The 21,839-nt window shown below is 58.6% G+C and carries 20 protein-coding genes, 1 pseudogene and 1 riboswitch; of the genes and pseudogenes, 16 read left to right on the top strand and 5 right to left on the bottom strand.

The genetic code is table 11. The features are described 5' to 3' along the window. Positions 1-638: 638 nt before the first annotated feature. Together ACI2JZ_RS17595 and katG are read left to right on the top strand one after the other, a co-directional pair. Positions 639-1,067 carry a Fur family transcriptional regulator gene (locus ACI2JZ_RS17595; RefSeq protein ID WP_105657951.1) on the top strand — a complete coding sequence of 143 codons (429 nt, stop codon included), beginning with the start codon at positions 639-641 and terminating at the stop codon, positions 1,065-1,067. A 103-nt stretch (positions 1,068-1,170) separates the two neighbouring features. Then, on the top strand, positions 1,171-3,354 hold the full coding sequence (gene katG, locus ACI2JZ_RS17590; RefSeq protein ID WP_332488326.1) for a catalase/peroxidase HPI: 2,184 nt from the start codon (positions 1,171-1,173) through the stop codon (positions 3,352-3,354). A 98-nt stretch (positions 3,355-3,452) separates the two neighbouring features. On the opposite strand, the gene ACI2JZ_RS17585 is transcribed toward katG, so the two are convergent. The 3 genes from ACI2JZ_RS17585 to ACI2JZ_RS17575 all read right to left on the bottom strand — a co-directional run bounded on the left by ACI2JZ_RS17585 (position 3,453) and on the right by ACI2JZ_RS17575 (position 5,249). Then, the gene (locus tag ACI2JZ_RS17585; protein WP_332488328.1) at positions 3,453-4,082 is read right to left on the bottom strand and encodes a methylated-DNA--[protein]-cysteine S-methyltransferase; all 630 of its coding nucleotides are present in this window, start codon (positions 4,080-4,082) and stop codon (positions 3,453-3,455) included. After that, positions 4,079-4,576 carry an RNA polymerase sigma factor gene (locus ACI2JZ_RS17580; RefSeq protein WP_332595234.1) on the bottom strand — a complete coding sequence of 166 codons (498 nt, stop codon included), beginning with the start codon at positions 4,574-4,576 and terminating at the stop codon, positions 4,079-4,081. The genes ACI2JZ_RS17585 and ACI2JZ_RS17580 overlap by 4 nt, the downstream gene beginning before the upstream one ends. Before the next feature lie 112 nt (positions 4,577-4,688). Further along, positions 4,689-5,249, bottom strand: coding sequence for a histidine phosphatase family protein (locus ACI2JZ_RS17575; RefSeq protein ID WP_404598732.1), 561 nt, complete (start codon positions 5,247-5,249; stop codon positions 4,689-4,691). Between the two features lie 111 nt (positions 5,250-5,360). Next, positions 5,361-5,455, top strand: a riboswitch (SAM riboswitch). 115 nt (positions 5,456-5,570) lie between these two features. Between ACI2JZ_RS17575 and ACI2JZ_RS17570 the strand changes: the two genes are divergently transcribed. From ACI2JZ_RS17570 to ACI2JZ_RS17550, 5 genes are all read left to right on the top strand, one after another. Beyond that, complete coding sequence (locus tag ACI2JZ_RS17570; protein ID WP_133834308.1) at positions 5,571-6,944, top strand: O-acetylhomoserine aminocarboxypropyltransferase/cysteine synthase family protein; 1,374 nt, start codon at positions 5,571-5,573, stop codon at positions 6,942-6,944. Beyond that, positions 6,944-7,438: a CoA-binding protein gene (locus ACI2JZ_RS17565; RefSeq protein ID WP_105657946.1), complete on the top strand. Its 495-nt coding sequence runs from the start codon at positions 6,944-6,946 to the stop codon at positions 7,436-7,438. Before ACI2JZ_RS17570 ends, ACI2JZ_RS17565 begins: the two co-directional genes overlap by 1 nt. 631 nt (positions 7,439-8,069) lie before the next feature. Further along, positions 8,070-8,657, top strand: a complete 588-nt coding sequence (locus ACI2JZ_RS17560; protein ID WP_404598730.1) for a DinB family protein — start codon at positions 8,070-8,072, stop codon at positions 8,655-8,657. Between the two features lie 332 nt (positions 8,658-8,989). Next, complete coding sequence (locus ACI2JZ_RS17555) at positions 8,990-9,700, top strand: CPBP family intramembrane glutamic endopeptidase (RefSeq protein WP_404598729.1); 711 nt, start codon at positions 8,990-8,992, stop codon at positions 9,698-9,700. 994 nt (positions 9,701-10,694) lie between these two features. Further along, complete coding sequence (locus ACI2JZ_RS17550) at positions 10,695-10,964, top strand: hypothetical protein (protein WP_404598727.1); 270 nt, start codon at positions 10,695-10,697, stop codon at positions 10,962-10,964. Between the two features lie 231 nt (positions 10,965-11,195). On the opposite strand, the gene ACI2JZ_RS17545 is transcribed toward ACI2JZ_RS17550, so the two are convergent. Further along, positions 11,196-11,816 carry a helix-turn-helix domain-containing protein gene (locus ACI2JZ_RS17545; RefSeq protein ID WP_105657943.1) on the bottom strand — a complete coding sequence of 207 codons (621 nt, stop codon included), beginning with the start codon at positions 11,814-11,816 and terminating at the stop codon, positions 11,196-11,198. A gap of 90 nt (positions 11,817-11,906) precedes the next feature. Between ACI2JZ_RS17545 and ACI2JZ_RS17540 the strand changes: the two genes are divergently transcribed. From ACI2JZ_RS17540 to ACI2JZ_RS17530, 3 genes are read left to right on the top strand one after another with little or no spacing between them, the layout of a single operon-like run. Beyond that, complete coding sequence (locus ACI2JZ_RS17540) at positions 11,907-12,548, top strand: hypothetical protein (RefSeq protein WP_105657942.1); 642 nt, start codon at positions 11,907-11,909, stop codon at positions 12,546-12,548. A gap of 21 nt (positions 12,549-12,569) precedes the next feature. Further along, complete coding sequence (locus ACI2JZ_RS17535) at positions 12,570-12,710, top strand: hypothetical protein (protein WP_404598725.1); 141 nt, start codon at positions 12,570-12,572, stop codon at positions 12,708-12,710. A 5-nt stretch (positions 12,711-12,715) separates the two neighbouring features. After that, positions 12,716-12,886 carry a hypothetical protein gene (locus ACI2JZ_RS17530; RefSeq protein WP_404598724.1) on the top strand — a complete coding sequence of 57 codons (171 nt, stop codon included), beginning with the start codon at positions 12,716-12,718 and terminating at the stop codon, positions 12,884-12,886. A 17-nt stretch (positions 12,887-12,903) separates the two neighbouring features. On the opposite strand, the pseudogene ACI2JZ_RS17525 reads toward ACI2JZ_RS17530, so the two are convergent. Further along, positions 12,904-13,979 (bottom strand): annotated as a pseudogene (locus tag ACI2JZ_RS17525) (IS3 family transposase); the annotation flags it as partial. A 111-nt stretch (positions 13,980-14,090) separates the two neighbouring features. Here ACI2JZ_RS17525 and ACI2JZ_RS17520 point away from each other — a divergent pair. From ACI2JZ_RS17520 to ACI2JZ_RS17495, 6 genes are all read left to right on the top strand, one after another. Beyond that, positions 14,091-14,567 (top strand): GNAT family N-acetyltransferase, encoded by a 477-nt coding sequence (locus ACI2JZ_RS17520; protein WP_404598723.1) that lies wholly within the window; start codon positions 14,091-14,093, stop codon positions 14,565-14,567. Between the two features lie 183 nt (positions 14,568-14,750). Then, entirely contained in the window at positions 14,751-15,584 is an 834-nt protein-coding gene (locus tag ACI2JZ_RS17515; protein ID WP_105658009.1) for an AraC family transcriptional regulator, read from the top strand. A gap of 117 nt (positions 15,585-15,701) precedes the next feature. Continuing rightward, positions 15,702-16,544, top strand: coding sequence for an ABC transporter ATP-binding protein (locus ACI2JZ_RS17510; RefSeq protein ID WP_404598721.1), 843 nt, complete (start codon positions 15,702-15,704; stop codon positions 16,542-16,544). A gap of 220 nt (positions 16,545-16,764) precedes the next feature. Further along, entirely contained in the window at positions 16,765-17,658 is an 894-nt protein-coding gene (locus ACI2JZ_RS17505; protein ID WP_404598719.1) for an iron-siderophore ABC transporter substrate-binding protein, read from the top strand. Positions 17,659-17,670: 12 nt separating this feature from the next. Continuing rightward, positions 17,671-19,812, top strand: a complete 2,142-nt coding sequence (locus tag ACI2JZ_RS17500; protein ID WP_404598718.1) for an iron ABC transporter permease — start codon at positions 17,671-17,673, stop codon at positions 19,810-19,812. A gap of 165 nt (positions 19,813-19,977) precedes the next feature. After that, a complete protein-coding gene (locus tag ACI2JZ_RS17495; RefSeq protein WP_404598716.1) occupies positions 19,978-20,964 on the top strand; it encodes a peptidase C39 family protein in 987 nt (328 codons plus the stop codon). Positions 20,965-21,839: the final 875 nt, after the last annotated feature.

Below are 21,839 nucleotides of genomic sequence, written 5' to 3'. Positions count from 1 at the left end.
CCGCGGAGAAGATCCGGGCGGAATCTGCCGAGCCATCGCCTCTCGAGTAAACGATCGCCATGCAGTGTGATTGATTGCGAATTGCTTTTCGGGTGTCGGTCCGTTGTGTCTAAATCTAGCGTTGGAGCAGCCTGAAAGAAACAGCTATTCTCCGCTGATATCCCGCGAATTATTTCTGCGAGTTGACCCGATTTAGCACGAATTTGACACGATAAATCCCAAAATGGGCCTTTTCCAGCATGGTCGACATCTCATCAAGGGTCAAATCTGTTCCTTGATTTCTCGCCATTTTCGGACCTCCGCCGCCCCAGGATCACGTTGTTTACGCTGGCATCACCATCTATGTGAGCTTCCTCGCCCCATGGAGTTTTCCACTCCTTGCCCCCGCGAAATCATCAAATGACCGGAAATATTCTTGGAGTCAAAATCGCTCATTATTGCCTTTCCTATTCCTGGTGAAATCTCTATGATTCCGCAATTTTTCTCCCCGGAAGCACGTCATGCCTGAACATGTCGGTTACGGAATACTTACTAATGAGCCATTGATCCAACCAGCGAACCGGGGTCCACCAACTTTTAACGTGAAATACACTGGAACTTATCTTGACTGATTCAAAATAAGCAGGCATGCTGGGTACATGACATCACAGGCAGGGATCGAGCAGGTGCTGAAGGCGGCATCGATGCGGGTCACGCAACCGCGCGTTGCGGTACTTTCCGCCGTCGCAGCGCACCCGCACGCGGATACCGAAACCATCATTTCGGCTGTCCGTGAAGATCACCCCAATGTGTCGCACCAAGCTGTCTACGATTCACTCAGGCTCTTCACGAAGCTGGGTGTCATTCGGCAGATACAGCCACAGGGCCATACCGCCCGCTATGAAGCCCGCGTTGGCGACAATCACCACCATGTGGTGTGCCGCCAGTGTGGAAAGCTGGCGGACGTCGACTGCGCTGTCGGCGGCGCCCCGTGCCTGCATGCTTCCAATGACCACGGGTTCAGCATTGATGAAGCCGAAGTGATCTATTGGGGCACCTGCCCGGGTTGCCAGGCTGCGAACGCATAGTTGCTGTCTAAGTAAACCCCTAGATTTGCCATCGTCATCAGCGCAGCTGCTGTGCGATGGATAAAACCAGATAAACCCTAAACAATCCGGAAGGAAAGAGCACATGTCTGAGATGACTGCAGGTCAGTGCCCAGTAGTTGGCGGCGCGGGTCGAATTCACCCTACCCAGGGCAATGCCAACACCGAATGGTGGCCGAATAAGCTGAATCTGAGGATTCTGGCCAAGAACCAGCAGGTTTCCAACCCGCTGGACGAGAACTTCGACTACATTGAAGCCTTCAATGCCCTCGACTTGTCGGCAGTAAAAGCCGACCTGACCGAAATCATGACCCAGTCGCACGACTGGTGGCCAGCAGACTTCGGCCACTACGGCCCGTTCTTCATCCGCATGGCTTGGCACTCCGCAGGCACCTACCGCTCGCACGACGGCCGTGGCGGCGGCGGCGCAGGCCAGCAGCGCTTCGCTCCGCTGAACTCGTGGCCTGACAACGTTTCGCTGGACAAGGCTCGCCGCCTGCTGTGGCCAGTGAAGAAGAAGTACGGCCAGTCGATTTCCTGGGCCGACCTTATCCTGCTGGCTGGCAATGTGGCTCTGGAAGACATGGGCTTCGAGACCTTCGGTTTCGCCGGCGGCCGCAAGGACGTTTGGGAAGCAGATGACGATGTCTACTGGGGCCCTGAAAAGGTCTGGCTGGACAGCGAACGCTACACCGGCAAGCGAGACCTGGATGCTCCTCTGGCAGCAGTGCAGATGGGCCTGATCTACGTGAATCCTGAGGGTCCTGACGGAAATCCGGATCCGCTGGCCTCGGCCGTAGACATCCGCGAAACCTTCCGCCGCATGGGCATGAACGACGAGGAGACCGTCGCGCTGATCGCCGGTGGCCACACCTTCGGCAAGACCCACGGCGCGCATGCCGATGACAAGATCGGCCCGGATCCAGAAGCAGCTCCGCTCGAAATGCAGGGACTGGGCTGGAAGAACGGCCACGGCACCGGCAAGGGCGCGGACACCGTCTCCTCGGGTCTTGAAGTCACCTGGACCTACCACCCAACCCGCTGGGACAACGAGTTCTTCCACATCCTCTTCGCCTACGAATGGGAACTGTTCGAATCCCCAGCAGGCGCCAAGCAGTGGCGCCCGGTCAACAATGGCGGAGCCGGCTTGGTCCAGCCTGCATTCGAGACCTTGGAACACCGCGAGCCACGCATGCTTACCAGCGACCTGGCCCTGCGCTTCGACCCGGTCTACGGCCCGATCTCCAAGAACTTCAAGGAGAACCCAGACCAGTTCGCAGACGCCTTCGCCCGCGCATGGTTCAAGCTGACCCACCGTGACATGGGCCCGAAGTCCCGCTACTTCGGCCCAGAGGTTCCTGCTGAGGACCTGCTCTGGCAGGATCCACTGCCAGCAGCTCCGCAGACCACCTTGGGTGCAACTGAAGTTGCCGCACTTAAAGCCCTGATCAACGATTCGGGACTGACCGTCCAGCAGCTGGTATCCACGGCTTGGAAGGCCGCTTCGACCTTCCGCAGCTCGGATAAGCGCGGCGGCGTCAACGGCGGCCGCATCCGCCTGGAACCACAGGTCTCCTGGAGCGTGAACCAGCCTGAACAGCTCAAGCCGGTAATTGCCAAGCTGGAAGAGATTGTTGACAACTTCAACGCCACTTCCGGGATCAAGGCTTCCTTCGCGGACGTCGTTGTCCTAGCCGGCAACGTCGGAGTCGAGCAGGCAGCCCTGGCAGCTGGCCAGCAGGTCGAGGTTCCATTCACCCCGGGCCGCGTAGACGCAACCCAGGAGCAAACCGACGTTGACCAGTTCGCATGGCTGGAACCAGTTTCCGACGGATTCCGCAACTACGACTCGGGCTTCGTCAAGCTGCCTAGCGAGTACTTGCTGATCGACCGCGCGAATCTGCTGGGCCTCTCGGCACCGGAAGCTACCGTACTGCTCGGTGGACTGCGCGTCATCGGCAATAACTGGGACGGCTCCAACTTGGGCGTCTTCACCGACACCCCAGGCGCGTTGACCAACGACTTCTTCGCGAACCTGCTGGAGCTGGGGTTGGAATGGACCCCGTCCGCTGACGAGCAGACCTACACCACCACCGATGGCCGCTGGACCGGCAGCCGCGTGGATCTGGTCTTCGGTGCCAACTCCGAGCTGCGTGCACTGGCCGAGGTTTACGCTTCGGATGATGCCAAGGAGAAGTTCGTCAATGACTTCGCCTCCGCTTGGGCCAAGCTCATGGACGCAGATCGCTTCGAACTGCGCAGCAAGTAGCAGCTGCTGGGCTGCAAGCCCGTAGCAATTAGTGCTGGGCTGCTGCTTCCCGCAAGGGAGGCAGCAGCCCAGCACTTGTTTCATGCGGGAACTGCCCGTCAGAACAGCGTCGCGGCGCCGCTGGCGAAGTCCGGGTTCTCCAGCTTCAGCAGCTCGGACTTGGCTTCCAAGCCTCCCAGGTAGCCGCCCAATGAACCATCGGTGCGCAGCACCCGATGGCAGGGCAGCACGATGGGAATCGGGTTGGTGGCGCAGGCTGAACCGACGGCCCGCACCGCTTTCGGCTTGCCGATCTGCTGCGCCAGCTGGGCGTAGCTCAGGGTACGCCCGTAATCGATATGACCCAGCTCCAGCTGCACCTGGCGGCGGAACTCGGTGGAGAGCTGCAAGTCCACCGGAAGATCGAAGCCATGCCGCTGGCCCGCGAAATACTCATCCAGTTGCCGGACGGCACCATCCAAGCTCGACTTGTCGCGCAGGATCCGCGGGCTGAGCCTTTCCGAGAGCACCTCCAGAATCCGGTCATGGCCTTCGGATTCAAAAGCGACCCGGACCAGCCCGGCATCGGTACTGGCCAGCAGCAAGGCCCCCACGGGGCTATCGACCACGCGATAGGCAACATCAACAAGTTCCCGTGCACGGGCCCGTTCAACGAGCCGGTCCTGCAGCGAGTCGAGGACTTGCGCTTCAGCGGCCGTAGCCTGCTGCCGATAATTTTTTCCGTTCATGGCTGCTCCCGCCATAGTTCTTGGTCATCCATCCGGGCCCGCAGATTCTTGATCCCATCGGCGCCCGAACGCCGGGCGGCAGCTTCGGTGCCGGAAAGGATTCCGGCAATTTGCGCGTAGCTCATTCCGCCCAGGTAGCGGTAGGCCACCACCTGCCGCTGCTTGCCAGGAAGCTGGTTCACCTCATGCCACAGCTGCAGGTTTTCCAACTGCAGATCCGGCCGTTGGGCCGATGGGGCCAGGCTGTCCACGTCTTGGCCGATGAGGATTTCCGGCTTGTTCCTGCGCAACTCGTCAATGGCTTTGTTCCGGGCAATACGCACTAGCCATGCCAGGACATTGGCGTCCTCCGGCAGTTGCGGGTACGCCTTGAGCGCGGCAAGGAACGTTTCGGACCAGGCGTCTTGCGCGCGATGCTCATCAAGCAGGGCACGGCAAACGCGCAGGACGTTCAGTCCATAGTCCTGGACTATCCGCTCGAACGGTGCTTGCATGGCTCTCCTGGAATTTTGCGCCTTCATGGCTTCTCACCATGTAAACGTACGAGGAGACCATTTTGTGAGGCGTGAACGAAAAAAATTCCTTCACGCAGATACCCATGGATTCCTAGAATGCCACCAGATCCAATTCGCTGGCGATCTGCTCAAGGCGGATCAATTCCAGGTGGAGCATTTCGCCATTTTCCACGCCTTGGGGATCCGTGGTTCCGGCCAATGCGTCGCGGATGGTGCGCATGGTGGCCCCATGGCTGACAATCATGACCTTGCGCCCGGCATGCCTGCTGGCCAAGTCCAGCAGCGCTGGCACCGTACGGCTCAAGATCTGGGCACGCGGCTCACGCAGGTCCTTGGCAGCAGCCGATTCCGCTTCGCTGACCTCGGCCATGATCCGGCCTTCCAGCGGGCCGAAGCCGCGTTCAATGAGTTCCGGAACGGCGTTCCCCGTCTCGGCCCCGATCTGCTGGGCAATCAGCGAGGCAGTTTCCCGGGCACGTTCCAAGGGCGAAGCAAGTACCAGCGACCAGTTCTGGCCGATCAGCTGGCGCCCGACCTCGCGAGCTTGTTCGCGCCCGGTATCGTTCAACGGGATATCGGTACGCCCCTGCAGGCGCCCTGCAAGGTTCCAATCGGTCTGCCCATGTCGCACCAGTGCCAGCGAAGTATCCATGACTCCAGCCTAACCGGGGTAATAGTTATCGAAGAATCTCCGATAACAGCTCCAATACGCAACGTTACGACTCATAGTTGGGTCACGAACGGTCATGTTGCGAAGATTATTACACCATCCCGAGCGGCTGAGAGATCTGGTTCGATGACGCCGCAGCAACCTGCCACATCCGGTGGTTACGGTGCTACCGCCAGAAACGATGCAGCCGCCTACCCGTTGGACCACAGCAGGAAGCGACATTGATTCCGGGATTCCTGCCTCGATCGCGGCCCGCCCTGCGGTGCCCGCGAAACCCCAATCGACAAGGAGTCGTAAGCCACCATGGCAGATCACAAGTTTGGATTCCGCACCCGCGCATTGCATGCCGGAGGCACCCCCGATGCCGAGCATGGCTCACGCGCAGTGCCGATCTACCAGACCACTTCGTTCGTCTTCAAGGACGCTGACGATGCGGCCAACCTCTTTGCCCTGCAGAAGTACGGCAACATCTACTCGCGTATCGGCAACCCGACCGTAGCGGCTTTCGAAGAGCGCATGGCTTCGCTGGAAGGCGGCATCGGAGCGGTAGCCACCGGCTCGGGCATGGCCGCGGAATTCGTCACCTTCGCGGCCTTGGCCCAGGCAGGCGACCACATTGTGGCTTCATCGAAGCTCTATGGCGGCACCATCACCCAGCTCGATGTCTCGCTGCGCCGCTTCGGCATCAACACCACTTTCATCGACTCCAATGATCCCGCCGACTTCGAAGCGGCGATCCAGGAAAACACCAAGGCCGTCTACACCGAGGTGGTGGCCAACCCGTCCGGCGACATCGCTGACCTGAAGGGCCTGGCCGAGGTGGCGCACCGCCACAATCTCCCGCTGGTAGTCGATTCGACGCTCACTCCCCCGTACATCCTGCGCCCTATCGAGCACGGCGCGGACATCGTGATCCACTCGGCCACCAAGTTCATCGGCGGGCACGGCACCACCCTGGGCGGCGTGGTCATCGAGTCGGGCAAGTTCAACTGGGGCAATGGCAAGTTCCCCACCATGACCGAACCGGTTGCCAGCTACGGCAACGTCTCCTGGTGGGACAACTTCGGCGAGTACGGCTTCCTGACCAAGCTGCGCAGCGAACAGCTGCGCGACTTCGGACCGGCTCTGCCGGCCCAGTCCGCATTCCAGCTGTTGCAGGGCCTGGAGACCTTGCCGCAGCGCATGGACAACCACCTGTCCAACGCGAAGCAGGTCGCTGCCTGGTTGCAGGCCGATGAGCGCGTGACCTACGTGAACTATGCCGGCCTGGAATCCCACCCGCAGCACGCGCAGGCCAAGGAGCTGCTGCCCATGGGCGTCGGCTCGGTCTTCAGCTTCGGGGTGAAGGGCGGGCGCGAAGCCGGCTCGAAGTTCATCGAAGCCCTGCAGCTGGCCAGCCACCTGGCCAACATCGGCGATGCCCGCACCCTGGTGCTGCACCCGGCCTCCACCACCCACCAGCAGCTGAGCGCCGAGCAGCTGGTCTCCGCTGGCGTGCCAGAAGATCTGATCCGGCTGTCGGTAGGACTGGAAGATGTCGAGGACATCCTCTGGGATCTGGACCAGGCGCTGGCCGCTTCGCAGGAAGCGATTGCCGCTTCCGCCGCAGGGTTCGAGGCTCCGGCCTATGACGGTTCCGCCTGCGCATTGCCAACCGCTTCGAAGGGAGCAATCTAATGACTGCCGTTGATACCGCTTGGGAAGGCCCTGGAGCCGCACAGCGCCTGGAGATCCTGCGCGACACCAAGTCCATCGCCATTGTCGGTGCCTCGAACAAGCCATCGCGCGCCAGCTATTTCGTGGCTACCTACCTGCTCTCCTCCTCCAAGTACAAGGTGTATTTCATCAACCCGGTACTCGATGAGATCCTGGGCCAGCCGGTGTACAAGTCGCTGGCCGATCTGCCGGAGACCCCGGATCTGGTCGAGGTTTTCCGCAAGCACGATGACCTGCCTACCGTGCTGGACGAGGCCCTGGCCGTAGGCGCGAAGACCCTGTGGCTGCAGCTGGGATCCTGGCATGAGGAAGTGGCCCGGCGCGCCGAGGCCGCGGGCATGAATGTGGTCATGGACCGCTGCGTGAAGATCGAGCACGCCCGCTTCCACGGCGGCCTGCGCCTGGCTGGATTCAATACCGGCGTCATTTCCTCCAAGCGCCAGGTACTTGCCTAGGGAGTCCAAGATTCCAGGAAATGGGTGCATGCAACATTGCGTTGCATGCACCCATTTTTGCCGTCGCTACCGGAGCTCTTCTTCGGGAGCTGTGCGTACTAGGCCACCTGCCCAGGGGCATTGCTGAGTTTTGCGGCTCGGCGGACTGCTCACGACAACGACCGGCCGGCTACGGCCAGTTATTAGAAACCATCTGGTGCCAGCTCTCCAGGTGTCCGGCACTCGGCCCGAGAACCGCAATCGCAAATAGCCCTTGAATTACTCGTTGGTATCCTCCCGCCGCCTTGCCTAGCAGCAACGGCTGCTTTGCAATGCATTTGCATGGGCTGGAGAAAATGGGACGCGGCAAGATCTTTTGGAGGCCGGAGGTACTGGCGACTGGCAATTGCCTAGCCAGATGAACTCGAAATTTCGGCGGACCCGTACGTTGCTTCCTATGCATGCCCTTCACGAAAACGCTATCGATCGCTCACCCGGATATGCCCCCTTGCCCGAATTAGGCGAATGCCTCTCCGTGGGAACCTGCGGTGCGACTGCCGTTTATTTCCCGTCAAACAAGCCGGGCGGAATCTTGGGCATTCGGTCCAGCATCCTTCGGGGCATGACCCCTGCGCGGCATTAGACTCAGCACATGGCAATTGGCAATAGCGGCACTGGGGCCCATCTACGCGAATATCTGAATGATGCCCGCGAAGCAATCTTGTGGAAATGCGAAGGCTTGAGCGACACCCAAGCGCGTACGCCCTTGGCACCCACAGGAACCCATGTCATGGGGTTGCTGCTTCACCTAGCCGTCACCGAATCAGAGTATCTCGTCGGATGCCTCGGACAGAAAATTGAGAATCCCATTATCCGAGACATTTCCGAAGACGAAGACGCCCAGGCCGACTTCCGCCCGCCACCGAACATGACCTTAGCTGATGCCATGAATATCTACCGCGAGGCAACCACCGCTGCCGACGTAGTTTTGGATTATTTGGATCTGGATTCCCCTGCCGTTGTTCCCTGGTGGGGAACGCATCGGCATACGACAGTGGAACGTCTCCTGATTCATATGATCGCCGAGTCTCATCGCCATGCAGGACACATGGATATCGTACGCGAGCAATTGGACGGTTTCGTCGGGTTACGCCCCTCAGCACCCAACATTCCAGATCTGACGCCCGCGCAGTGGGAAGAACAACGCCTGCGCATAAAAGAAATAGCCGACAACGCCTAGCGCATCATCTACTTTCTAAGCCTGTCAGAGGCCAGAGATACCCAAGAAGAAGTTGATGGATCGCTCGGTATGCCCGCGTCATGCAGATGATTTTCAGATTGGACCGCTGACAACTCCCTCATTGTCCGCTACGTTTATAGGCCGAGACCCGCGGCTGACCGTGACGAATTAGCTGTTCTTGACTGCAATGCTCGACTAACGGAGGCACCCCCACGATGACAGGGCCTGAACCGAAATCCGCACAAGAGCAACGGATACCGCTACCACTCTGGTCGGTTCTAGTTCGCATCGCTTTCATGATCGGAGTCCTAGTAGGTACGCTTCTGCTCGCGGTGGCACTTAACAACTCGACCGACCCGACCGCACACGGAACCCTCTGGACGCGCATCCTGAGCGGCTTCGCCATTTCTGGCCTCGTGATCGCCGTCCTTGTGATCCTCGTTCGCTGGTCAGGGCGACGTTCTCTCAGCGCTGCCGGCTTCACGACAGCCTCCGGCGATCTGCGAGCGTTTGCCCTGGGCATCGCCTCGTGGTCTGTACCTGCGGTCGCCACTTTCTTTGTTCTCAGGCTACTTGGCAATCCGTTACAGATTCCCGTGGCCGCCGCCGAATTTTGGCTTGTATTCGGCCTGATCTTTTTCGCGGTGCTCTTAACTGAGGCGATTCCCGAAGAGCTTGTGTTTCGCGGCTACGTGTCCGCGGTTCTTGCAGAACGTCTGCCATCGTGGTGGGTCATCGGCGTGCAGACTGCACTCTTCGTTGCTACTGCGGTCTTCCTCCGTGGCGGAGTCAGCCCACTCGACGTATCACTGTTCGCGGCCATGGGAATTGTACTGGGCTACGTTCGACTCGTCACTGGCAGCGTGTGGACCGCTGTCGGCATCCACGTCGCTTTTCAAAGCGCATCCCAACTCGTCTTCACCCATGGCATCATCGAATTCGGCGGTTCACCGGAACTCGCCATGATCGCTCTCGGCGGGGTGCCATTCACAGCGGCCGCTATCCTGGTCTCAGTACTTGACGTCCGGAAAACCCGCGACTGAGGAACCAACCTCCGGCGCGACTGTACCTAAGCTATAGACGAAACTGGGCGGATCCATATTTGAATCTCCCCTATTCCCCTCTCGAGAAAATATCTGGCGTAGGTACTTTGAATGGGCTTCATCCCGGATGTTCTTCATCGGATGATCACTTCTAGTACGTGAATATTGAGCCGGGCTTGCGTCCCACTCAGTACGTTCGGTCTCCGAGCTGCATCTTTCCGGGGACGGATAGCATTGCGATAAGCCCGCCACTCCACCCTCACATTAGGAGCTACCTTCAAGGATTCCCCGACCAAGCTAACGAGATGCACTTGCATATTAGCCCAAGCTCACGGAACCTACAGCAAAATCCAAGACATTCTCAACGCGGGGCCCGAATTGATGATCTCTACATTTATCAGGAGTTATTTGATGCGCTGGACCGACGGCCCGGGTTGGATGAAGCACTCGACTTGTTCCACCCAATGATGCTCTGGTGATCACCAACTTGTATCGGCTGGGATGCTCTACTTTAAAAAGCTCGAACTCGCCGACGAGCTGCTCGAACGCACCACCAGTCTTAGCACCAAGCGGCGAAGAAAGCTTTGGCGGATGCCCCCTATTACGAGTGTACCGGCTGGCCTCAGCCCGTCCCACGCTGCTCTGGCAGAATCCATCCTTTTGGCAGAGTGATATCCGAGGAGAAAAGGAATGCGCAAAGGACTGTTGAATGTCAGCCAACTCGCCCGAATGCATTCAGGCACGGAGAGCGGCATGAATGGATCCGGGAATTTTGTCCTGACGCAAATCACTCGCGAAGCTGCCTGGGATTCCTGTCGAATTCAAGACATTCTCGCCCCGGGCCTTTGCCGTACCGACGCCTTGCTCCTTAGTACGGTTTCCCGTCAGCTGAGGCCGCACAGATGGCGAATCACGGAGGACAGACTCGAGTCGTACGCTGCTTCGGTTGCGCGTATCTCCCACCATCAATCCGGCATAACCCCAGCCGCTTGCATTGGAAGATCCGGCCTGGTGGTGGACTACGCTCTCGTACGTTACTGGCGAAGTGCGCGCGGCCAAGCTGGCCGAGCAGTTCGCTTCTGGCTCTCATGACCCCGGTGCTGAGACCAGTTGCTATTTCGACTCGGCAGGCCAGGACCTCTCGGCCGGCCTGCTGCTGGCTGCGGCTTTGGATCACCGGGCCATTGCCCACGTGTACACGTGGCTGGCTCGTCCCACCGATGACACGGCGGTGGGGGCCTCGGCAAACTTGGTTTCCGGTTGACCTCCGATCCGGCGGCTGATGTGATCGAGGCTCCCGCAAAGCGTCGTGGCGGCGTGCCTGGCGCGGCGCGGCTGATACACGGCCGTATTCCAACGCTCAACAGCCTGCAATCAAAGTCGGCAGTCCTGGCCTTGCCAAGCTCCGACACTTGCCAGAACCTGGCCGGAGGCATGCGCCTTCACGCCGGAAGCTCCGCTTGCTGACGATTAAGTATTCCCGCACTGGAGCCGCTTAAGCCGCATTCCATGCGGTCGTCACTGCGTGTACGGCAAGACGGAGCGTTTCCGCTTCAGCTTCAACCCGTACCGCTTCGGAGGGCAGAGCACGCTCCGTCATGAGGCCGCTGATTACGGTCGCGAGGAATCGTGCCCGCTGCTCAATCTGGCCGGCGGGAATTGCGTCTTCCTCAATAAGCGCACCCAACCACCGCTCCACACGATGACGCCCCATCCGCTCGAGCGCGAGGTAGGTTCTCGTCTCATCTTCGGACGGTGCGGAGGCTACGTACGCGTCATACAAGAATCCCCATTGCTCCCGGGCGCGATCGCCGGCACCGAACTGCGCGAGGAGCAGCCGCAAACATGCGGTCAGGCGCTCGGCCGGCATGAGAGCCCGATCGTTGATCGGATCGTCGGGAATGTCGACGTCGTAGATTCCGGCGACGACAGTGTCGACGAGGGCACGCTGCGTGGGGAAGAAATGCCGCAGCGAACCCGTACTCACTTCAGCGCGAGCGGCGACCGCCCGAACACTCAAGCGCGCGGTTGGATCCTCGCCGAGCATCGTCGCCGCAGCGATCAGGATCTTCTCACGCGTGCCCACTTCTCTCGATGCATCAGGCTGGCTGCCCATGGCGTCCTCTCGTTACAAAACTATTACAGTGTGCTAGTCTATCCCATTATTGACTATTACGGCGTACTAGTCTGGAAGCGAGGACGGAAAATGAAGTTCAAAAGGTGGTTGAACCATCGCGTGCGTGCCGGATCCGGCGAGCCGGTGAAGCGCTTGCGCTGGTGGCAGATATTCAGCAGGTCCTTGCGCACCATCGCCCTACCCTCTCCCGATGGGACAGCATCCACCTACACGGTTGATGTCCGCCACGGCGGCGACATGGCTGATGGCGTGATCAGGGCCCGCCTCTATGTGAATGGATCGTTGCACTCGTACTCGAAGATGCCCGCGCGCTTCCCAGTCCCAGGCGGCCACATCGAAGTCGCTGCCAACGGCTTCGGACTCAAGCGCTGCCACTATATGCCTGCAGGCGGCAGCGAACTGCAGCTGGCCCCAGATCCCGCATCCGCGGAAGGGTGCCGTGCCAGACTGCATCACAGGCATCCGGGCCTGAGCCGATTCATCGGCATCGTCTCGACCGCGCTGGTCCTCGCCGGCCTGTGCATCACGGTGCCTCAGATCCTTGAATCGATATCCCAGTTTCCTCCCATCGCCGATTCGATAGGCACCTTCACTTCTCCTGTGCAACTCCCGCTCCAGGGCAACCTTTTCATCGGATTCGCGGCCGTCCTTGGCAGCACGGAACGTGCCTTGCGGATGCGATCGAGCTGGATCGACGAACTCGCCAGCTAAGCCCGCGAAAGGAAAACAACTATGCCGAACGCCGCCTCAAACTGGCTCCTCCAAATCGACGAACCGATATCAGCTTCCCGTGTTCCGCCCGCCGCCGAATACCACCGCGTCTACGCGGGCGAAAAACGCAGGATCCCGCGCGGGATCCTCGCGATCGCCTGATTCTCGTGGGCTTTGCAGGTTTCGCGCAGCTGTCCCTCATCGGCGCCCGTCATATCGACACCGAAATCCTCGGGCGTGCCGGCTTCACGCCGCTCCAACAGGTCGCCGGCTCTCTCTCCCTGGCCTTGCTCACCCCTTACGGTGAGCTGGTCAAGTTTTTGGGACACGAACTTTGATCTTTTTGTACATTTCCTCAAGCCGTCAAAGCTAGAGGATCCCTTTCCTGATACGAGTCCAGAACCGCCTGGGGGCTAACTCCGCCATTTGCCGTATACGGGCGCTTCCGGTTGTACCAAACCGCGATGCACTCCTTCACTGCGGCACACGCAGCCACCCTGCTGCTGAAGAACCTGTGGTGGAACATTTCCTTCTTGATCGTCAAGAAGGCTGACTCGGCGACGGAATTATCCCAGGGACACCCCGGCGCGTCCCGTCGACTACTGCACCCTGTGCGCAGCACACCACCTCTGGAACGCGCCGAGGTACATTGGGGCCTCGGTCTGAATGGAACACACTACCAAACTGGATGAACGCCTGCGACGCAGCAAGCCCCCTCGCGTCAATGGCCAACTACGTTTACATGTTCTTACCCATTGACCAGCCCACGATCTGTCGCGAATTCAAATCGATCACCGTCGCCAAATACAACCAGCCTTCACCGGCGCGCAGGCAGGCAATATCGCCTAACAGTTTCGCCGCAAGCCGCGAGGAGCGGAAGTCACGCATGCCGAGATTGTCGACCCTATGGTTTTCTATACGCACCGTCCGGGATTGGCGCTCACGCACGGTCGTGGTTTTGAAGGCGCTCATCCGCCTGGCCCGGATTCTCAGCTCTTTCATGAGCGACATCACCGTGGATGTCGAGATGTCTTCCTCATGGTTTTTGCGGATCAAATCCACTGATTGTCCGCCACCGGCGACCTGGTTGGACGCCTCACACTCGTCCTGGAGCAGTTTCGTGCGGTGTGCTCGCAGGACTTAGGCTTCGCTCAGCTCTTGGCAGGCGTTCAGACATCGGTAGTGACTGCCCCTGGAATTCTGGGTTTCCTGCCCATCCAGTTCACTGGATACTCGCCTATGTGGGCTTCGATGAAGTCTAAGACCGCGCTTACTCCTTACTGTTCGAGGCGCGATAGGCTCCGACAACTTTTATGAAGTCGTTCTCCCGTTTCACCTTCAACAGTTCTTTGCGCAGGTTCTCGTTGTGGACCGTTTCACTGGGCCGTGTTCTTCGGTTTCCGCTATGGGACGCTCGGCGCGGTCGGCGCGGGATTCTGAGCGCTCATTGACCTCTATTTGAAATAAGAGCGCCATAGGTAGGTCTAGTACTGTTTAATGCATTTAAGAGTTTTTTAAATTTACGACATCGAAAGGCTTTGGATGTCGCGCTCACAATCAATTACCCTGCGTCCATTTCGCAGCGCAGACACCGAATTCTTTGCCAGCATGGCCTCGGATGAACGTGTAGCTCGTTTTATTGGGTATGGGGAGCCATGGGACCGGCAAACCATCAACGCCTGCGTTAAGCAATCCCTCCAACATGAACCACTCGACACTGTGGGGGGCTCTCGATGGTTCCTAGCTACTGAAGCAAATGCAGCAGTGGGCCTCGTGTTTTGCACCCGGCAGGAAAGTTGCGTGGAGGTCGGTTACTGGGTATCTCCAGATCAATGGGGGCGAGGAGTTGGTGGAGCCGTGCTCGATAGCACCCTGATTTCAATTCCCAAGATATACGGAATTACGAAAATCAGTGCCCGCGTAGCTCCGGCTAACACTGCTTCAACCCGACTGCTCACCAGTCGAGGATTCAGACTGGAAAAACGTGATGACATGCTTGAGTACTACACACTGGAATAGCCTTCTGTGGGTAACCGAACGCAGCCTAGATTCCTGATTGAACCAGTTGGGGGTGAAATGTATTTGGTTTAGTAGCCGATCCGTAGAATTTTGGCACGCGATTATTGAACCGTTCTTCAAGGGGTTCGGTAGATCTAACATGAAACCTGCTATGTCATGCTGAATACTTTCTATACTGCAAATATGACTTCCCCTCCTACCTCGACCATCGGGCTTGGTACTTGGTCCCGTGAACCAGGTACTGCTCTAGTGCAAGCAACTGCCTTGCCTAGCGATGCGACCTCATCATTTGTGATTCTGAGCGAAACGCACACCATTGAGGTCTCTACGGAGTGGGAGCCTCATTCGCACCTGGCCCATGAGCTCTTATGGACCCAAGATGGGACACTCACCGCTCAAATCGAAGGACAGATTTTTACGGTCTCCGAGGGTCATGGTCTGTGGATTCCGTCCGGAGCGCTGCACGGTGGACGCCTGACCGCACATGTAGAACTTTTCAGCGCGTTCTTTTCCCCTGAACGAACCACCACCCCATTCAGTACCCCTACAGTGATCGACATGAAACCGTTGCTTAAGTCGTTGCTGGTCCATTTATCCAGTCGGGAACTGAGCCAAGAAGCCAGAGCGCGTGCGGAGGCTGTAGTTTTCGACGTACTCAAACCATCAGCTCATCAGCTAGCGCTGCGCTTGCCCGATGACCCTCGTATCCATGGCATTGCCAACCGTCTACTAGCCAACCCTGCGGATAACCGATCTCTCGAGCGATGGGCGGTAGATGCTGGAATCAGCTCACGAACCATCACGCGAGTCTTCCGCGAAGCAACCGGCTTATCCTTTGCCCAGTGGCGTCAAGCGGTGAAAATTCATCGCGCCCTGGAGCTGCTCACCAACGGTGAAGGCGTCCAAGACATCTCTGAAATGCTGGGCTACGCGCAGCCGAGTACTTTTATCGACGCTTTTCGACGCACCATGGGCTCCACACCTGGCACATTCACCTTAGCAAATGTGAATAGGTGACCGAAAAGCCGGATGCACTGTCAGAAATCATCGATTGCTGACATCGATTAGTTAACTTAGACTTACCTAAGTGAAAATACCTATTCAAATCGGACGTATTCAATCCGTTCCTTACGCATGCTAGACGTGGCGTCCGGAGCAGCATCCGCCGCAGCCGGAACGATGCTCGCCCACGAGGTAGTGCTGCGCTACGGCAAAAGCACTGTAGTGGACGGTGCTTCCATCCGTTTATCCCCGGGTGAAGTCACCGCACTCATTGGACCCAATGGCAGCGGGAAATCCACACTTCTCCGTTCCATGGCAAGGTTGCATGAGCGCGCCGCGGGGGTGATCACGCTCTCCAATTCTCACGGGGAGGCCCGCGAAATTAGCACGCTGAATGGACGAACATTCGCCCACGAAGTTACGCTCTTCGCGCAGTCCCACGCCACCCCGGAAGGGTTAGCCGTGGCAGATATCGTCGCCTTCGGTCGCCATCCATATCGGCGCGGTATCTCGGGGCTATCCGATGCGGATCATGCGGCGATTGCCTCGGCCATGGAACTGACTGGCACTACCTCGATGTCCCGGAAGGCAGCTGGGGAACTATCCGGTGGAGAACTTCAACGTGTCTGGTTGGCCGTGTGCTTGGCACAGCAAACCAATGTGGTGCTTCTCGACGAGCCGACCAATCACCTCGACTTGAGATATCAGGTCGAGACCCTAGATCTGGTCCATGATCTAGCCCGTCAAGATCGGCTAGCCATCGGCATCGTCCTGCATGACCTGAATCAAGCCGCCGCGTTGGCTGATCGGCTGGTGCTGATGAAACACGGCCGGGTATACGTCTCAGGAACCCCCGCTGAGGTCCTCACCGCAGATAACCTCTCGGAGGTCTATGAGATCCCTGTGCAGGTCCTCTCTGATAAGCAGAATGGATTGTTGCGCATCGAACCGGTTAGCCGCCACCGGATGAGCTGACCACTTTCTTTCTACCACCGAAACATATAATTACAAGGGAAAACCTATGCCTACACTCGCTCGAAATGCAGTCACTTCAGCGGCCGCTCTAGCACTGTTGTTCTCAGCCACCGCTTGCGGTACCACGGACATTAGCAGCGCTGGTGCCGAACGGAGCCCCGCTGCCGCATCCGCAAGTTGCGCGAATGACACCACCGCCACTAGCACAGATCCGGTATCTATGACCGATGATCTGGGCCGCACACTTGAATTGGATAAACCAGCCGAGCGCGTGGTGGTGCTCGAATGGCAGGAAATTGAAGATGTACTAACCTTGTGCGTCACTCCGGTGGGCGTCGCTTCCCCAGATGGATATAGCACCTACGTCACTGCAGAGGAGCTGCCTGAGGGTGTTGCTTCGGTGGGTGAACGTGGCGAGCCAGATCTGGATTCGATCTACGCGCTGGACCCCGACTTAATCATCGTGGACGCTTTTAGTGAAGAAGACCCCGTGCTGTCGCAGCTTGATAAGGGCGACGTTCCCGTATTGGCGGTCAAGGGCAACGATTCTGCGGATCCCATCGGCAACATGAAAAAAGTCTTCTCACAGGTCGCCGAAGCCACCGGCCGCACCGAGCGTGCTGCGTTAGTGCTCAACGAATTCGACGCCCACTTGGCGCAGAAAAAACAGGAAGTCTCCGAGGTGAAGTTGGAAACCACCGACTTCCTCTTCTTCGACGGTTGGGTTGACGGCTCCAACCTGACGATTCGCCCATACACTGACGGGGCTCTGTTCACAGAGCTTGGCAAGGAACTGGGCCTGAGCCCAGCTTGGAACGATGACATCAACAAGTCCTTCGGATCCGGCGGCGTGAACAAAGAATACGGGCTGGCCCAGACGGACATAGAAGGCCTAGCGGGCGTTGGCGACGTCAACCTGTTCTACTCCAACGACGCAGGCACCGGGTGGACCACCGAGCTGGAATCCAGCGAGATCTGGAACAACTTGACCGCAGTCAAGGAAGGCCGGACCTTCCAGTTCCCAAACATCTGGGGTGCCGGCGGGCCGAAATCCACCAGTCAAGCGGTAGATGCCTTCACCGATGCACTGACCTCCGCCTCGGAAGCCAAGTAGCGTACAACTGAAATGAAAACCGCTGAAGAATCAGCAGAGCGACACATCGTGGACAGCGGGGTCGGCATCCAAATGACCGGCCTTGGTTATTCCCCCGCGCCGGTCACCGGTACCCGTCTCGCCACTGGCCTAGGTCTGCTAGCCGCCTTAGCGGCAGCGGTACTGCTGGTGGGTGCTTGGCACCTCACCCAGGGGACCTCCGGTATTGGTTTGGGTGAACTGCTACGCGCACTCACCGGAGATGACACCCGTATCGGAGGGGTGGGAGCCGCCGAGATCTTCACCGGCTCCCGGCTACCGCGCCTCTGTGCGGGTGCCGCCGTTGGTCTGGCTTTGGGGGTGGCAGGTTCATTGCTCCAATCCGTCACCCGCAACCCGCTGGCCTCGCCGGACACATTGGCTGTCACCTCAGGTGCATTCTTCGCGTTGAGCGTGGCTGCTGCCTTGGGAATAAGCATGTCCACGCTGGCTTCCAGCACTCTCGCATTCGCTGGCGGGCTGCTCGCCGCCGGGATCGTATTGGCTATCTCTGGGCGCAGCGCGGGAACCGCCACCACCCGGTTGATCCTCGCTGGCTCAGCCATCGCCATGGCGTTGGAAGCAGGCAGCGGAATCATCTTGCTGCTGTTCAAGGAAAATACGACTGGACTGTATGCCTGGGGTTCAGGGTCGCTGGCCCAACTAAATCTCGATGCATTCTTGCGCAGTCTGCCAGTGATCTTGGTGGTGCTGGCCATCTGCCTCTTGCTCTCTCGCCGACTGGATGTCCTGTCCTTGGGTGATGAAAACGCTGCGGTGCTCGGCATCCCGGTGCGCTCAACCCGCACTCTGGCCGTCCTGTGTGCTGTGCTGCTCACCGGCGTTTCCGTTTCGCTGTCCGGCCCGATTGCTTTTGTAGGGCTTGGCGCCCCCGTGCTCGCCCGACTGCTGTCGCGCCGCCTGGTAGTGTTGCGCCGTCAACTGTTCTTGCTCCCCGCCACCGGCCTGATTGGTGCGCTACTGATCCTGCTGGCCGATGTTTCGCTTCGTGCCTCGCTCGGTGCGCAAGGTGCGGCTTCCATTCCTACTGGAGTTCCCACCGCGATCCTGGGCGGCGTGCTGATCATCATCTTGGCAATGCGACTGCCCGAAGCTTCCAGCTCTCGCAACCCGTTACAGGTAGCAAGCAAATTGCGTAGCAACCGCCGATTCATTCTCACCATGACGCTGGGATTCAGTTTGCTGTTGGGAGCGGTGATTCTAGGCCTTTTGGCCGGGAGCATGTTACTCAAGCTGGGAGATCTCGCCTTGTGGTTCCAGGATGATGCGCCCAAGCTCATTGCCCGCGCCTTCTCCGAACGTGCACCACGGACCAGCGCGGCGCTGGGTGCCGGAGCCGCCTTGGGACTGGCTGGTTGTTTGGTGCAGGGCGCCGTGCGCAACCCATTGGCCGAGCCCGGAATCCTGGGTATTACTGCGGGGGCAGGGCTGGGCGCGGCTGTAGTGGTCACCGCCTTTGGCGGTTCCCGCTCGCTACTGGTGATTTTTGCGGTGATTGCCGGGCTCGCGACCTTCGCTGCCATCACCGCCCTAGCCTGGCGTCGAGGATTCTCCCCTGAACGTTTTGTGCTAATCGGCATCGGTGCAGGCTACACGCTCTCTGCGGTCACCACCTACCTGCTGCTGAGCATTAATTCGTGGGAAACTCCGCGCATCTACACCTGGCTGTCTGGCTCAACTTATGGACGTCAGTTCGCAGACGTGTTACCTGTTCTGACGGTGTTGGCATTAGCTCTTCCGGTCGTACTGCTCATGGGACGCAAACTGGACCTGCTAGCCATCGACGAAGACCTGCCCCGGGTGCTGGGCGTCAAGACCGTTCGCATCCGATTAGTCTCATTGTCCATTGCCGCGCTGCTTGCGGCACTCAGCGTCGTGGCCGTAGGTGTGGTTGGCTTTGTCGGACTCATCGCCCCGCATTTGGCGCGGTCGTTGGTGGGTTCCCGCCATCACCGGGCGATCCCGGTGTCCATGGTTTTCGGAGCCTTGCTAGTTTGCCTGGCCGATACCTTGGGCCGTACCGCAATCGCGCCGGCACAGATTCCCGCCGGTCTGATCGTGTCGTTACTCGGCTCCCCGTACTTCATTTGGCTTTTGTACCGATCACGCGGCTAGGTGTTAAGCGAGGATCCTAACCGACGCCGCCTCCACCCCACCTAATAGTAAGGAATCATGGCGAAACGCTCTGCCCGGCAAACGAGAATCCAGGCCTTTGACCCCGAGCAGCACCCGGCGCAACTACGGCATCTGGGTTGCATATCAGGTCCGTGGGAAAGTCTCATGGCAACGGTCAACGCTCGGCTGCTCACGATACAGTCATCAGATGCCACCATACTCGGTGCCGCATTGCTTACCGCCCGTTCGGCGACTGCATACGTGAAGATCTCTGGGGTTCTTGCCCGCGACACAGCTGCATATGAAGAGCTCGTCCGTGCGGTGCTGGACTACGCCAGGGAAAAAGATCTGGCCTGCGTGAAATGGGAAAGCTGGTCGGAAGAACCGTGGCTCGCAGACCTGGCTGAACAAATGGGTTTCCAGTCGTTGCCTACTCCACGCTTCACCACAGATGCGTCGGTATCGATTCCAAAATTCGGCTATGTGCACTGGTCACATCCAGCCCGATATCTGCGTACCTCGCACTACCAGCAAAGCGAGAACTTCACCTGCGCGGCGGTTTCCGCGCTGGCCGCGCACGGGGAAACGATGAGCATTGCAACGATGGATCGCCTGCGTACCGCCGAGTTGTTACTGTGGCGTCAAGCGACTAATTTCATGGCTTGCGAACCCGTGGGGCTCGGGCTGGCCATCGCTGAGCGCTGGCCAGCAAGCTCAGTTCAGGTGTCTTTGGATACCGATAAGCCAGTAATCGTCGACTATTATCCCGAGGTTGAACGTGGTTGGCGGGGCATCTTGCAGGCTGACTCGCGCCGCCGTGCAGAAGCTACCGGGTTGCCGGTGACCTCTATGCGTATGGAAATCTCACAGATTCACAAAGTATTAAGTCAGGGTGCCCGCGTCTTGTTGCTGGTGTCATTGCAGCAGATGCTCGGCTACGATGTTCCGCACTGGCTACTCTGCCATGGAACGGCTGGTTCCACGGAACGTCCCGTCATTCTCATCGAGGACTCTTGGGTCGATGTTAGTAGCGGGGAGAGCTGGGTGGATGCTACCTGCCTACCGATAGCTTTCCAGCAACTAGAAGCCATGTCTTGTCTCGAGTCAGATGGCTATCGAGCTGCGCTAATTCTGACTGAGAGTGCTCAGTAATCACCAATCAAGTTCGTCAATGACAAAAGAATTCGACACCCATCCAGAGACATCTTGCAACTCCATGGTTGCGAGAAGTCTCGCCGGGCACCGCTCCCCAGCCGAGAATCCTTGAGAACTCACTAGTCCTAGAATCTCCCAACTATGTGTCGCACTAATATCGTTGGATCATGCGGGCCCCATTAGTCGCGAGAGGCTTTTCAAGGACTCCATAACCAGTCTCTTCGGATCCCCTCGCGGATCAATCAAGGCTAAGGCCGCCGATCGCCAAGTCCAGGGCTTCCTCGTCATTCGATTCCGCTGCGATGACCACTGGATTCATCACGAGCTATTCGGTGCTCTAGTAGGCCGGCCCGAATTCGATACAGCCCTCGACGCGATACTTCCCCGATGCTACTCCGGTGATCATGTACTTGGTTTGGGAGGAACGCTCGAACTAGATAACAATCGAACTCTCCGACGAAGTTCGCGAATACAACCTCGAGCTGCGGGCCTCTGGCTTCGACGGCAGTGACGCCGATCCGAGATTGCCGGTGGGCCCCATGGTTTTCACCGTCATGGTAAATTCGACCCCAATGCAACTAGGAAGCCTGCAAGAACGCAATAACGAATCCATCGCCAAATGCCAATCCAACGGAAAGACTTTAACAGACGCCCACTAGTGCAAATATCAGAGCTGACCTCAGATCGCCCCCACGCTGTTCCGGTCGAAGTTATACCTTGGCAGAGTAACATCCGAGGAGAAAAGGAATGCATAAAGGGCTGTCGCATTTCAGTCAACTCGACCGAACGCATTCAAGCGCGGAGAGTGGTATGGCTTGATCCAGGCACGTCGTCCTGACGCAACTCATTCGCCCAGCAACCTATGATTCCTG

This window comes from Microbacterium sp. NPDC087868 (assembly GCF_044900755.1).
GTDB lineage: Bacteria > Actinomycetota > Actinomycetes > Actinomycetales > Microbacteriaceae > Microbacterium > Microbacterium galbinum.
Note: the sequence above shows the minus strand (reverse complement) of the source record. Positions and strands in the feature narration are given on the sequence as shown.